This window comes from Plasticicumulans lactativorans, from assembly GCF_004341245.1.
Taxonomy (GTDB): domain Bacteria; phylum Pseudomonadota; class Gammaproteobacteria; order Competibacterales; family Competibacteraceae; genus Plasticicumulans_A; species Plasticicumulans_A lactativorans.
On record NZ_SLWY01000038.1, the window covers coordinates 1 to 13,424 of the forward strand.

General features: G+C 71.5%; 13 protein-coding genes. 12 read left to right on the forward strand and 1 reads right to left on the reverse strand.

Annotated features, from left to right (window positions below; all coding sequences use genetic code 11):
* Positions 1–105 precede the first annotated feature (105 nt).
* Positions 106–975 carry an IclR family transcriptional regulator gene (locus EV699_RS19210; RefSeq protein ID WP_132545866.1) on the reverse strand — a complete coding sequence of 290 codons (870 nt, stop codon included), beginning with the start codon at positions 973–975 and terminating at the stop codon, positions 106–108.
* A 274-nt stretch (positions 976–1,249) separates the two neighbouring features.
* Between EV699_RS19210 and EV699_RS19215 the strand changes: the two genes are divergently transcribed.
* From EV699_RS19215 to EV699_RS19270, 12 genes are all read left to right on the forward strand, one after another.
* On the forward strand, positions 1,250–2,110 hold the full coding sequence (locus EV699_RS19215) for a shikimate dehydrogenase family protein (protein ID WP_132545868.1): 861 nt from the start codon (positions 1,250–1,252) through the stop codon (positions 2,108–2,110).
* 57 nt (positions 2,111–2,167) lie between these two features.
* Entirely contained in the window at positions 2,168–4,099 is a 1,932-nt protein-coding gene (locus EV699_RS19220) for a bifunctional sugar phosphate isomerase/epimerase/4-hydroxyphenylpyruvate dioxygenase family protein (RefSeq protein ID WP_132545870.1), read from the forward strand.
* Between the two features lie 323 nt (positions 4,100–4,422).
* Positions 4,423–5,196, forward strand: a complete 774-nt coding sequence (locus EV699_RS19225) for a helix-turn-helix domain-containing protein (RefSeq protein ID WP_132545872.1) — start codon at positions 4,423–4,425, stop codon at positions 5,194–5,196.
* Positions 5,197–5,448: 252 nt separating this feature from the next.
* On the forward strand, positions 5,449–6,135 hold the full coding sequence (locus tag EV699_RS19230) for a 3-oxoacid CoA-transferase subunit A (protein WP_132545874.1): 687 nt from the start codon (positions 5,449–5,451) through the stop codon (positions 6,133–6,135).
* Positions 6,136–6,160: 25 nt separating this feature from the next.
* On the forward strand, positions 6,161–6,802 hold the full coding sequence (locus EV699_RS19235) for a 3-oxoacid CoA-transferase subunit B (RefSeq protein ID WP_132545876.1): 642 nt from the start codon (positions 6,161–6,163) through the stop codon (positions 6,800–6,802).
* 37 nt (positions 6,803–6,839) lie between these two features.
* Positions 6,840–8,042, forward strand: coding sequence for a 3-oxoadipyl-CoA thiolase (pcaF, locus tag EV699_RS19240; RefSeq protein WP_132545878.1), 1,203 nt, complete (start codon positions 6,840–6,842; stop codon positions 8,040–8,042).
* A gap of 151 nt (positions 8,043–8,193) precedes the next feature.
* Complete coding sequence (gene pcaH, locus EV699_RS19245) at positions 8,194–8,916, forward strand: protocatechuate 3,4-dioxygenase subunit beta (protein WP_132545880.1); 723 nt, start codon at positions 8,194–8,196, stop codon at positions 8,914–8,916.
* A gap of 1 nt (position 8,917) precedes the next feature.
* Positions 8,918–9,538: a protocatechuate 3,4-dioxygenase subunit alpha gene (gene pcaG / locus EV699_RS19250; RefSeq protein ID WP_132545882.1), complete on the forward strand. Its 621-nt coding sequence runs from the start codon at positions 8,918–8,920 to the stop codon at positions 9,536–9,538.
* Positions 9,539–9,603: 65 nt separating this feature from the next.
* Positions 9,604–10,965: a 3-carboxy-cis,cis-muconate cycloisomerase gene (locus EV699_RS19255; protein ID WP_132545884.1), complete on the forward strand. Its 1,362-nt coding sequence runs from the start codon at positions 9,604–9,606 to the stop codon at positions 10,963–10,965.
* A gap of 21 nt (positions 10,966–10,986) precedes the next feature.
* Positions 10,987–11,766, forward strand: coding sequence for a 3-oxoadipate enol-lactonase (pcaD, locus tag EV699_RS19260; RefSeq protein ID WP_132545886.1), 780 nt, complete (start codon positions 10,987–10,989; stop codon positions 11,764–11,766).
* Between the two features lie 66 nt (positions 11,767–11,832).
* Entirely contained in the window at positions 11,833–12,282 is a 450-nt protein-coding gene (aroQ, locus tag EV699_RS19265) for a type II 3-dehydroquinate dehydratase (protein ID WP_132545888.1), read from the forward strand.
* A gap of 64 nt (positions 12,283–12,346) precedes the next feature.
* Complete coding sequence (locus EV699_RS19270; protein WP_132545890.1) at positions 12,347–13,213, forward strand: shikimate dehydrogenase; 867 nt, start codon at positions 12,347–12,349, stop codon at positions 13,211–13,213.
* Positions 13,214–13,424 lie beyond the last annotated feature (211 nt).

A 13,424-nucleotide genomic window follows, 5' to 3' on the forward strand; every position in this document is an offset into this window, starting at 1 on the left:
ACCTGTTCGAGCTGGTGCCCGAACTGACCCGTGCCCTCAGCTGAAACCCCCACCCCCGCCACTCCCCCTGCGCGCGCAACCCCGGGGGCGCGCGCAGGTCCCGCCTCACAGCAGCTGCATGCTCAGTTCGCGGCTCGCTTCCAGCAGCACCGGCAGGAAGCGGGTTTCGAGCTCCTTCACCGGTACCCGCGCCGCCTGCACGCTGACGTTCATCGCTCCCATCACCGTGCCCGAGGTGTCGTGGATCGGCACCGCGAGCGAGCGCAGGCCGAGTTCGAGCTCCTGGTCGACGATCGCCCAGCCGTTCTGGCGCACCGCCGCGAGGGCCTGCAGCAGGCTGGCCCGCGAGGTGATCGTGCGATCGGTCAACGGCTTCAGCTCCTCGCGCAGCAGGTAGGCGTCGAGTTCCGCCTGCGGCATCGCCGCCAGCAGCACGCGCCCCATCGAGGTGCAGTAGGCGGGCAGCCGGCTGCCGATCTTCAGGTCCACCGACATGATCCGCGTGGTGGTCGCCGAGCGCGCGATGTAGAGGATGTCGTCGCCGTCGAGGATCGCGAGCGAACAGGCCTCGTGCAGGGCCTCGCGCACGTGGTCGAGGAAGGGCTGCGCCATCACCGGCAGCGGCGTCGACGACAGGTAGGCGTGGCCGAGCGACATCACCTTGGGCAGCAGCGAGAAGCTGCGGTTGTCGTCGTGGACGTAGCCGAGCTGCGCCAGCGTGAACAGGCAGCGGCGCACCGCCGCGCGCGGGATGCCGGTCTTCTGGCTGATCTGGGCGATCGTCATGCTCTTGCGCCGCTCGCTGAACGCGCGGATCACCGCGAGGCCGCGCGCGAGCGAGGTCATGAAGCTCGGATCGCCGCTGAGGGCGTCGATCTCCGCGATCGGCGCCGGCCGCGGCGGCCCCGGCGCCCGGCGCGGCAGTGCGCCGCCGCTCGTGGCGGCGTCGTCGTCGGGAACTTCGTTCGGGTCCATGGGGATCTCTCCTGCGGGCCAGTTTGTGCGATTAAAGAACAATGTTTCGATTATCGACATTGACCCCTCGCAATCCGCAGATTAGTCTTAATCCCATAACCGAACAACAAGTCGATAATCGAACTTGTTCGATGGTTCGATAAGCGGCCGAAAACGCGTGCGATCGCGGCGACCGTGGCAGGGGATGCGGGGGGCGAGGGGGGTGGGGTGGCGCTGCGGCGTCCGATCCAGTAAGCATGGGGCAGGCCTTACCCAACCCGCAGGAGGAGTACCCATGCCGACGTCCCTGGATCTGACCGCCCGTCCGGGGGGCAGCACGCAGTTGTTCGTGATCGTCAGCGATCCGGTGGCGCAACTGCAGTTGCCGACGATCTTCAACGACATCTTCCGCCGGGCGGGATTCGATGCGGTGCTGATCCCGATGCACGTCGCCGCCGAGCACTTCGACCGGGTGTTCGATGGCCTCAAGGAGGTCCGCAACCTCGCCGGCGTGATGGTCGGCGTACCGCACAAGCAGGCGGTGCTGCGCCATGCCGAGCGCAGCAGCGAGATGGCGGCGATCGTCGGCGCCGCCAACGCGATGCGCCGCGACCCCGACGGGCGCTGGCTGGCCGAGATGCTGGACGGCGACGGTTTCTGGTTCGGCCTCGGTGCGGCCGGCTACCAGGTGCGCGGCCGCCGCGCGCTGCTGGTGGGGGCGGGCAGCGCCGGCTCGGCGATCGCCGCGGTGCTGCTCGAGCAGGGGCTGGAGCACGTGTACCTGAGCGACATCGTGCCGGCCAAGGCGGCGGCGCTCGCCGAACGTTTCGCGGCGCGCTGGCCGGGGCGGATCTCGACGCTGGCGACGCCCGACCCGCGCGGCATGGACATGGTGATCAACGCCACGCCGCTCGGACGGCGCGACGACGATCCGCTGCCCTTCGACCTGGAGCGGCTGACGCCGGGGGCGCTGGTGGCCGACATCGTCGTCAGTTCCAGCGAGACGCCGCTGCTGCGCGCGGCGGCGGCGCGCGGTTTCCGCACGCACCGCGGCATCTACATGCTGAGCGAGCAGGTGCGCTCGTACGCGGAGTTCTTCGGTTTTGCCTGGGCCCTCGACCGCATCGGCTGGAGCGAGGACGAATACGAAGCCTGACCGGCTGCGCCCGCCGCGCGTGCGCACCGGTCGCCACACCCGAGGAGTGGAGGAGACATGCGGCACGCGATTGCGACGGTATCCCTGAGCGGCACCCTGCCCGAGAAACTCGAGGCCGTCGCGGCCGCGGGTTTCGACGGCGTCGAGATCTTCGAGAACGACCTGCTGTACTTCGACGGTTCGCCGCGCGACGTGCGCCGCATCGTCGCCGACCTCGGCATGGAGGTGTCGCTGTTCCAGCCGTTCCGCGACTTCGAGGGCTGCCGGCGTGACCGCCTGCAGCAGAACCTCGATCGTGCCGAGCGCAAGTTCGACCTGATGGGCGAGCTCGGCACCGACCGCATCCTGGTCTGCAGCAGCGTCTCGCCCGACGTGATCCGCGACGACGAGGTGCTGATCGAGGACCTCGCGCGGCTCGCCGAGCGTGCCGCCAGGCGCGGCATCGTGATCGGTTACGAGGCGCTCGCCTGGGGCCGCTACGTCAACTCGTACCGCCACGCGTGGAAGCTGGTCAAGGCGGTCGACCACCCCAACCTGGGGGTGCTGCTCGACAGCTTCCACACGCTGTCGATCGACGACGATCTCAGCCTGATTCAGGCCATCCCGGCCGAGAAGATCGCCTTCGTGCAGCTCGCCGATGCGCCGCGCATGGCCATGGACGTGCTCGAATGGAGCCGCCACCACCGCTGCTTCCCCGGCCAGGGCGATTTCGACCTGGCGGGGTTCGTGGCGCCGATCATGGCGACCGGCTACCAGGGCTGGCTGTCGCTCGAGGTCTTCAACGACGGCTTCCGCGCCGCGCCGACCGGCCGCACCGCCGCCGACGGCCTGCGCTCGCTGCTGTACCTGGAGGAGAAGACCGGCCAGCGCCTCGCCGCCAGCGCGCGCGCGACCTTCACCCGGCCGCCGCAGGCGGCGACCGAGGCGCTGTTCCAGCCGCCGGCGGTCAGCGCCTACGACGGCATCGAGTTCCTCGAATTCGCGGTCGACGGCGCGGCGGCGGCGCGGCTCGGCGAGTGGTTCCGGCAACTGGGCTTTCGCGTCGCCGGCACGCACCGCTCCAAGGACGTGACGCTGTTCCGCCACGGCGCGATCAACCTGATCCTCAACGCCGAGCCCGACTCGTTCGCGCGCGAGCACTTCGCCGCGCACGGCCCGTCGCTGTGCGCGCTGGCGCTGCGCGTCGACGATGCCGAGCGCGCCGCCGAGCGTGCCCGGCAGTTCCGCTACGAGCTGTTCGCCGGCCGCGTCGGCCCCAACGAGCGGCGCATCCCCGCGGTGCGGGCGCCGGACGGCAGCCTGGTGTACCTGGTCGACCAGCAGCCGAACGCGGCGAGCATCTACGAGAGCGATTTCGAGCTGCGCGCCGACGCCGGCGACGCGGCGCCGGCCTTGCTGACGCGCATCGATTACGTCGCGCTCGGCATCGCCGTCGAGGAGCTCGACAACTGGATCATGTTCTTCCGTTCGAGCTTCGGCTTCGACACCGGCGCGCCGCTGACCCTGCCCGACCCCTACGGGTTGGTGCGCAGCCGCGCGGTGCGCAGCACCGACGGCAGCGTCCACGTCCCGCTGATGACCTCGACCGACCGCGACACCGCGGTGTCGCGCCTGCTCAGGACCTATCGCGGTTCGGGCCTGCAGCGCATCGTGCTCGCCACCGACGACATCTTCGCGGCGGTGCGCGCCGCCCGCGACAACGGCGTGGCCATCCTCGACATCCCGCGCAACTACTACGACGACCTCGACGCCCGCTACGCGCTGGAGCCCGGGTTCCTCGCCCGCATGGCCGAGGCCAACGTCCTCTACGACCGCGACGAGTCCGGCGGCGAATTCCTGCACGCCTACACCGCGCTGTGCGAGGAGCGCTTCTTCTTCGAGCTCACCGAACGCCGCGGCGGCTACACCCAGCACGGCGCGGTCAACGCCGCGGTGCGCATGGCCGCCCTGGTGCAGGCCCGGCGCCGGGCCGTGGCCGGTCCGGACTAGCCCGCGGCCGAGCGCCGCGGTGACGGCGCCCGGCTGCGGCCGGGCGCCCACCTCCATGCGGATGCACACCTGCGCACCGGCGCTGAGCCGGGTGCGGCGGGCGGGTGCGCGTCTGCCGGTATTTTTCGTCGTCATTCCGGGAACTCGCCAGGCTGCGATGCAGGGTGGCGCAGGGCATCCACGCATCGTTGAGGTCGGCTGTGACAGGCTCGGACACCTTCATTCCCGGCTGCGCGCTGTATGGCGAGCTAGAGAGCGATACGGCGCTCGCGCGGCTTCGGGTCGGCACCATATCCGCTCACTGCGACTTGCACAATTGCGCGATGCAAGAGACCGCGGCGCGCGGCTGGCTGCGTCTGGCGCTGGTACTCGGCGGCGAGGTGACGGCGTGCTTCGACGCGGCCGCGCTGGTGTGCCCGGCGCCGGCCCTGGTGGTGGTGCCGCCGGACACGCACCACCGCCTCGCCTTCAGCGCCGACGCCAGCGGCAGCACCCTGAGCGTGCCGGCCTGGGCCATCGACGCGCTGCTCGACGGGCTCGGCGGCGATGGCCTGCGCCCGGCGCTCGCGCGGGCCGCGGTCTACCCTCTGGTCGACGCGACGCTGGCGGCGCACGGGCTGCCCGCACATTTCGCCGCGATCACCCAGGAGTCGGTATGGGCGGCGCCGGCGCGCGACGCGGCGAGCAGCGCCCACCTCGGCCTGATCCTCGCCGGCGTCGCCCGGCTGCACGCGGCGCGTGAGCGCAGCGGGCCGGCGCGCGGCCACGACGACGCGCTGTTCCTGCGTTTCCGGCAGCTCATCGAGGCCCACTACCGCAGCCAGGCGGGGGTGGCCTTCTACGCCGCCCGCCTCGGCCTCACCCGCAGCCAGCTGACGGCGCTGTGCCGGCGCGCGGCCGGGCAGCCGCCACTGGCGGTGATCCACGCCCGGCTGGTCGCCGAGGCCAAGCACCGGCTGCTGTTCTCCGCGGCGAGCGTCGCCGCGATCGGCCACGCGCTGGGCTTCCGCGATCCGGCGTACTTCTCGCGCTTCTTCGCCCGCGCGACCGGCGCGGCACCGGCGCGCTGGCGGCGCCTGCACGCGGCCCGCGGCTGAACGCGGGCGGGCGCGGTGGCGGCCGGTATCGATCCAGTTTGGTTCGATAAACGCACATATATTCGATAATCGACATTGACGAGACGTAAGGCGTGGATTACTTTGTGTCCACATATCGAACGATCGAGCGATAATCGCACGATCAGCACTGAGGAGGATGGTCATGGCAGTTCTCGGTACATCCCGCGGGGGCGACGGCGCCCAGGCGATCGTTCAGACGGTGGTGCAGCAGCTGCTGCGGAGGGTCTCGCTGTGATCAACAAGATCGTGTCTTCGCTGGCCGCGGCGGTGGCCGACGTCCATGACGGCGCCACCGTGATGATCGGCGGCTTCGGCACCGCGGGCATGCCCTCGGAACTGATCGACGCGCTGATCGAGCAGGGCGCGCGTGACCTGACCATCGTCAACAACAACGCCGGCAACGGCGATACCGGCCTGGCGGCGCTGCTGAAGGCCCGGCGCGTGCGCAAGATCATCTGCTCCTTCCCGCGCCAGGCCGACTCGTACGTGTTCGACGGCCTCTATCGCGCCGGCGAGATCGAGCTGGAAGTGGTGCCGCAGGGCAACCTGGCGTGCCGCATCGAGGCCGCCGGCGCGGGGCTGGGGGCGATCTTCACCCCCACCGGCTACGGCACCCTGCTCGCCGAGGGCAAGGAGACGCGTGAGATCAACGGCCGCCACTACGTGCTGGAGATGCCGATCCACGCCGACTTCGCGCTGATCAAGGCGCACAAGGGCGACCGCTGGGGCAACCTGGTGTACCGCAAGACCGCCCGCAACTTCGGCCCGATCATGGCGCGCGCCGCGGCCTGCACCATCGCCCAGGTGAGCGAGGTGGTGGAACTCGGCGAGCTCGATCCCGAGGTGGTGATCACGCCGGGCATCTTCGTCAAGCGCGTCGTGCCGCTGGGCGGCTCGACCCCGACCGCCACCGCCTGAAGCCCCCCGCGAGGAGACCACTGCCATGAAACGACTCGACCGCAAGCAGATCGCCGCGCGCGTGGCGCGCGACATCCCCGAAGGCGCCTACGTCAACCTCGGCATCGGCGCGCCGACCCTGATCGCCAACTTCCTGCCGAAGGACCGCGAGATCTTCCTGCACAGCGAGAACGGCCTGCTCGGCATGGGCCCGGCGCCGGCGCCGGGCCAGGAAGACCCGGAGCTGATCAACGCCGGCAAGCAGCCGGTGACCCTGCTCACCGGGGGCTGTTATTTCCACCACGGTGACTCGTTCGCGATGATGCGCGGCGGCCACCTCGACATCTGCGTGCTCGGCGCCTTCCAGGTCTCGGCCAGCGGCGATCTCGCCAACTGGCACACCGGCGCGCCGGACGCCATCCCCGCCGTCGGCGGCGCGATGGACCTGGCCATCGGTGCCAAGCAGGTGTTCGTGATGATGGACCACCAGACCAAGAGCGGTGAGAGCAAGATCGTCCCGGTCTGCACCTACCCCCTGACCGGCATCGGCTGCGTCAACCGCATCTACACCGATCTCGCGGTGATCGACGTCACCCCCCAGGGCCTGCGGGTGCTGGAGATGGTCGAGGGCATGACCCTCGACGAACTGCGCGCGATCAGCGGCGTGCCGCTGGAAATGGCCGCCTGATCCGCTCCGCCACCGCCATCGCCCCCAGGAGAGTTCCATGACTGACGTTTTCATCTGCGACGCCGTGCGCACCCCGATCGGCCGCTTCGGCGGCGCGCTCGCCACGGTGCGTGCCGACGACCTCGGCGCCGTGCCGCTGCGCGCGCTGGTCGAGCGCAACCCCCAGATCGACTGGAGCAAGGTCGACGAGGTCTTCTTCGGCTGCGCCAACCAGGCCGGCGAGGACAACCGCAACGTCGCCCGCATGAGCGCACTGCTCGCCGGGCTGCCGGTCGAGGTGCCCGGCACCACGCTGAACCGGCTGTGCGCCTCCAGCCTCGACGCCGTGGGCACCGCGGCGCGCGCCATCGCCGCGGGCGAGGCGAACCTGGTGATCGCCGGCGGCGTCGAGAGCATGAGCCGTGCGCCCTTCGTGATGGGCAAGGCCGAGACCGCCTACTCGCGCAGCGCGCGGATCGAGGACACCACGATCGGCTGGCGCTTCGTCAACCCGCTGATGAAGGCGCAGCACGGCGTCGACTCGATGCCGCAGACCGCCGACAACGTCGCCGACGACTTCGGCATCTCGCGCGCCGACCAGGACGCCTTCGCGCTGCGCAGCCAGCACCGCGCCGCGCGCGCGCAGGCGGAGGGCTACTTCGCCGAGGAGATCGTCCCGGTCGTCATCAAGAGCCGCAAGGGCGAGACCGTGGTGAGCGCCGACGAGCACCCGCGCCCCGACACCACGCCGGAGATGCTGGCCAAGCTCAAGGGCGTCAACGGCCCCGACAAGACCGTCACCGCCGGCAACGCCTCGGGCGTCAACGACGGCGCGGTGGCGATGATCCTCGCCAGCGCCGCCGCGGTGCAGGCGTACGGCCTGAAGCCGCGCGCGCGCGTGCTCGGCATGGCCACTGCCGGCGTGGCGCCGCGGATCATGGGCTACGGTCCGGTGCCGGCGGTGCGCAAGCTGCTGGAGCGCCTGAACCTCGCCATCACCGACTTCGACGTGATCGAGCTGAACGAGGCCTTCGCCGCGCAGGCGCTCGCCTGCATGCGTGACCTCGGCCTGGCCGACGACGCGCCGCAGGTCAACCCCAACGGCGGTGCGATCGCGCTCGGCCACCCGCTCGGCGCGAGCGGCGCGCGGCTGGTGCTGACGGCGCTGCACCAGCTCGAAAAGACCGGCGGCAAGCGCGGCCTGGCGACGATGTGCGTCGGCGTCGGCCAGGGCGTGGCGCTGGCGATCGAGCGGGTCTGATCCACGACAAGCGTGGCGGGCGCCTTGGCGCCCGCCCGATAACGAGTCGCCCGCGCACCGCAGCGGGCGACCTGCCCCCGGGTGATCCCTGGTCCTGCCTCCCGTTCGCCGCGGGCGGCAGGTACACAAGTGAAGGATGAGGAAAGCAACGATGTCCAATGGTGTCTTCTACGAACGTGACCGCGGCATCCATCCGCCGGCCTACTTCCCCGATTACAAGACCACCGTGCTGCGTTCGCCGCGCCGCGCGCTGCTGTCGCTGCAGCAGTCGCTGTCCGAGCTGACCGGCCCGGTGTTCGGCAACGGCGACCTCGATCCGCTCGACAACGACCTGCTGCTCAACTACCGCGTCGACAACGACCCGATCGGCGAGCGCATCGTCGTCCACGGCCGCGTGCTCGACGAGAACGGCCGCCCGGTGCCGGGCGCGCTGCTGGAGTTCTGGCAGGCCAACGCCGGCGGCCGCTACCGCCACGTGAAGGACCACTACGTCGCCGCGCTCGACCCGAACTTCGGCGGCTGCGGCCGCGCGCTCACCGACGCGAACGGCTGGTACCACTTCCGCACCATCCGCCCCGGCCCCTATCCGTGGCGCAACCGCATCAACGACTGGCGCCCGGCGCACATCCACTTCTCGGTGTTCGGCCGCAGCTTCGTCAGCCGGCTGATCACGCAGATGTACTTCGAGGGCGATCCGCTGCTGCCGCTGTGCCCGATCTACCAGGCGATCCCCGACGCCGGTGCGCGTGCGCGCCTGGTCGCCCCGCTCGACCTGGAGGCGGCGATCCCGCTCGACTCGCTCGCCTACCGTTTCGACATCGTGCTCCGCGGGCGCAAGCAGACCTACTTCGAGAACCGCCCGGAGGGTTTTTGAGATGACGACCAAGGTGCTCCAGGAATCGGCCTCGCAGACCGCCGGCCCCTACCTGCACATCGGCATGATGCCGGCCGCGGCCGGCCTCGAACGCCGCCGCAACCAGCCCGGCAACGTGCTCGCGCGCGCCGGTGCGCTCGGCGAGCGCATCCGCATCGAAGGCGTCGTCTACGACGGCGAGGGCTGCGTGGTGCGTGACGCCATGATCGAGATCTGGCAGGCCAACGCCGAAGGCAAGTACGACCACCCGGACGATCCGCAGCAGAAGGCGGTCGACCCGAACTTCAACGGCTTCGGCCGCGCGGTGTCGGACTTCGGCACCGGCCTGTGGTGGTTCGACACGATCAAGCCCGGCGTCGTGCCCGGCCGCCACAAGCGCCCGATGGCGCCGCACGTCAACGTGCTGGTGTTCGCCCGCGGCGTCAACGTGGGGCTGCAGACGCGGCTGTACTTCTCCGACGAAGCCGCCGCCAACGCCGCCGATCCGGTCATCAACCTGATCGAACTGGCGCCGCGGCGCGAGACCCTGGTGGCGCAGCGCAGCGAGCGCGACGGACAGGTCGTGTACCGCTTCGACATTCACCTGCAGGGTGATCGCGAGACGGTGTTCTTCGACATCTGAGCATCGACCGGGGGCCGGCCGCGCCGCCCCCGCCTGCTGCAACCGCTTCGGGGGAGGGGGATGCCATGAGCATCCGCACATCGAACCGCTGCTTCGATCCGCTGTTCACCACGGCGGCGATGCGCGGGATCTTCTCGGACCATGGCCGCGTCCAGGGCATGCTCGACTTCGAGGCGGCGCTGGCGCGCGCCGAGGCGCGCGTCGGCGTGATCCCGGCGGCCGCGGTGGCGGCGATCGCCGCGGCCTGCGACGCCGGGCGCATCGACATCGAGCAGCTCGCGCAGGGGGCCGCGCTCGGCGGCAACTCGGCGATCCCGCTGGTCAAGCTGCTCACCGCGCTGGTCGCCGCCGACGACCCCGAGGCCAGCCGCTACGTGCACTGGGGCGCGACCAGCCAGGACGCGATGGACACCGGCCTGGTGCTGCAGCTGCGCGCCGCGCTCGAACTCTTCGACGCCGACCTGGCGCGCCTCGCCGGCGTGCTGCGCGAGCTCGCCGCGGCGCACGCGCAGACCGTGCTGGTCGGGCGCACCTGGCTGCAGCACGCCACGCCGACCACGCTCGGGCTCAAGGCCGCCGGCTGGCTCGGCGCCGTCGAGCGCCACCGCGCACGCCTGCACGAGCTGCGCCCGCGGCTGCTGGCGCTGCAGTTCGGCGGTGCCGCCGGCACGCTCGCCTCGCTCGGCACGCGCGGGCTCGAGGTCGGCCGGGCGCTCGCCGAGGAGCTGGGGCTCGCGCTGCCCGAGGTGCCCTGGCACGCCCAGCGCGACCGCATCGCCGAGGTGGCGACCACGCTCGGCCTGCTGGTCGGCACGCTCGGCAAGGTGGCGCGCGACGTCTCGCTGCTGATGCAGACCGACGTCGCCGAGGTGTTCGAGCCCGCCGCGGCGGGACGTGGCGGCTCGTCGACGATGCCGCACAAGCGCAACCCCGTCGCCTGCGCGGCGATCCTCGGCGCGGCCACGCGCGTGCCGGGGCTGGTGGCGACGATGCTCGCGGCGATGGTGCAGGAGCACGAGCGCAGCCTCGGCGGCTGGCACGCCGAGTGGGACACGCTGCCGGAGATCTGCACCCTCGCCGCCGGCGCGCTCGCGCAGGCCACGCAGATGCTCGCCGGGCTCGAAGTCGACCCGGCGCGCATGGCGGGCAACCTCGACCTCACCCGCGGCCTGATCCTCGCCGAGGCGGTGACGATGGCGCTGGCCGAGCACATCGGCCGGCTGCCGGCGCACCACGTGGTGGAACTCGCCTGCAAGCGCGCCGTCGCCGAGGGCCGCCACCTGCGCGAAGTGCTGGGCGACGACCCGCAGGTGACGGCGCACCTCGACGCCGCCGCGCTCGACCGCCTGCTCGATCCACAGCACTACACGGGCTGCGCCGCGGCCTTCGTCCAACGTGCCCTCGCGGCGTGCCGCGCCCAGGGCTGAGCGAACACGGGAACCCCGACCATGCCGTCCATCGATATCGCCGGCAGCACCTTCAACTACCGCTTCGACGGCCCCAGCGGGGCGTCGGTGCTGGTGCTGTCCAACTCCCTCGGCACCGACCTGACGATGTGGGAGCCGCAGATGCCGGCCTTCACGCGCCACTTCCGCGTGCTGCGCTACGACACCCGCGGCCACGGCGCGAGCGCGGCCACCCCCGGGCCCTACCGCATCGCCCAGCTCGGCGCCGACGTGCTGGCGCTGCTCGACGCCCTCGGCCTCGACCGCGTGCACTTCTGCGGCCTGTCGATGGGCGGGATGATCGGCCAGTGGCTGGGCGTCAACGCCGGCGCGCGCCTCGGCCGCCTGGTGCTCTGCAACACCGCCGCGCTGATCGGCCCCGCCGAGCTGTGGGACAAGCGCATCGCGGCGGTCGAGGCTGGCGGCATGGCGGCGATCACCGACGGCGTGATCGCGCGCTGGTTCACCGACGCCTTCGTCGCCGGGCACCCCGAGGCCGTGGCGCCGGTGCGCGCGGTGCTCGAAGCCACCGATCCGGCGGGCTATACCGCCGCCTGCGCCGCGGTGCGCGACATGGACCAGCGTGCGGCGGTGGCGGCGATCACGGTGCCGACGCTGGTGATCGCCGGCACCCACGACCTCGCCACGCCGCCGGCGGACGGGCGGTTCCTCGCCGGGGCCATCCCCGGCGCCCGCTACCTGGAGCTGCCCGCGGCGCACCTGTCGAACATCGAGGATGCCGACGCCTTCACCGCCGGCGTGCTCGACTTCCTCGCCGCCTGAGCCCCGAACCCGACGCCCCGGCCGCGCGCCGCGGGCGCCTGCCGATCCACCAGGAGAGAGTCGCGAATGAGCAAGCCCGTGTACGTGTTGAACGGCCCCAACCTGAACCTGCTCGGCAAGCGTGAGCCGCACCTGTACGGCAGCACCACGCTCGCCGACGTCGAGGCCGAGTGCCGCGCGCTCGCCGCCGAGCTGGGCCTGACGCTCGAGTTCCACCAGAGCAACCATGAAGGCCAGATGATCGACTGGATCCACGCCGCGCGCGAGGCCGCCGCGGGCATCGTCATCAACCCGGGCGGCTGGACCCACACCTCGGTGGCGCTGCGCGATGCGCTCGCCGCGAGCGACCTGCCGGTGATCGAGGTGCACGTCACCAACATCCACAAGCGCGAGGAGTTCCGCCATCACTCCTACGTATCGGGCATCGCGGTGGGCGTGATCGCCGGCCTCGGTACCCAGGGCTACGCCCTCGCGCTGCGCGCGCTGCAGCGCCTGCTCGCACCCGCCCAGCACTGAGCGCCAGAAGACGGCGCCGTCAGCCGTCCGCCACCCGTCCACCATCCTCCGGAGGAAGAACACCATGACCTCAACCGCCGCCCCCCAGTCGCTCATCTGCGGCCTGATCGGCTTCGGCATCCAGGGCTCGCTGACCCCCGCCATGCACGAGCGCGAAGGCGCCGAGCAGGGCATGCGCTACGTCTACAAGCGGATCGACCTCGACAAGCTCGGGCTCGGCGTCGAGGCCCTGCCCGAGCTGCTGACCGCCGCCGAGCGCATGGGCTTCGCCGGCCTGAACATCACCTACCCGTGCAAGCAGGCGATCATCCCGCTGCTGACCGAGCTGTCCGACGACGCCCGCGCGCTCGGCGCGGTCAACACCGTGGTGCTGCGCGACGGCAAGCGCATCGGCCACAACACCGACTGCTCGGGCTACGCCGAAGGCTTCCGCCGCGGCCTGCCGGGCGCGAAGCTCGACCGCGCCGTGCAGCTCGGCGCCGGCGGCGCCGGCGCGGCGGTCGCCCACGCGGTGCTGAGCCTCGGCGTGCAGCAGCTCACGCTGTTCGACGTCGACCAGAACCGCGCCGCCGAGCTCGCGGTGAGCCTGTCGGAGCGCTTCGGCGCGGGCCGCGCGGTCGCCGGCACCGACCTGCCCGCGGCGATGGCCGCGGCCGACGGCCTGGTGCACTGCACGCCGACCGGCATGGCCAAGCTCCCCGGCCTGCCGCTGCCGGCCGAGCTGCTGCACCCGGCGCTGTGGGTATCGGAGATCGTCTACTTCCCGCTCGAAACCGAGCTGCTGCGCGTGGCCAAGGCGAAGGGCTGCCGCGTGCTCAACGGCGGCGGCATGGCGGTGTTCCAGGCGGTCGACGCCTTCCGCCTGTTCACCGGCGCCGAACCGAACGCCGGGCGCATGCTCGCGCACTTCGCGTCGATGGTCTCCGCCTGAGCCGTAGTTACTCGACCGCGCCCCGCGCCGCGCCTGCAGACGGCGCGCGCGGGGCGCACCGTTTCGGCCGGCGCCGCGCCGGCCTGCCGACGAGGTAAACCATGGAATTCCTGCTCGACCCGCAGATGTGGGCCAGTCTGCTGACGCTGACGGTGCTCGAGATCGTGCTCGGCATCGACAACCTGGTGTTCATCTCGATCCTGTCGAACAA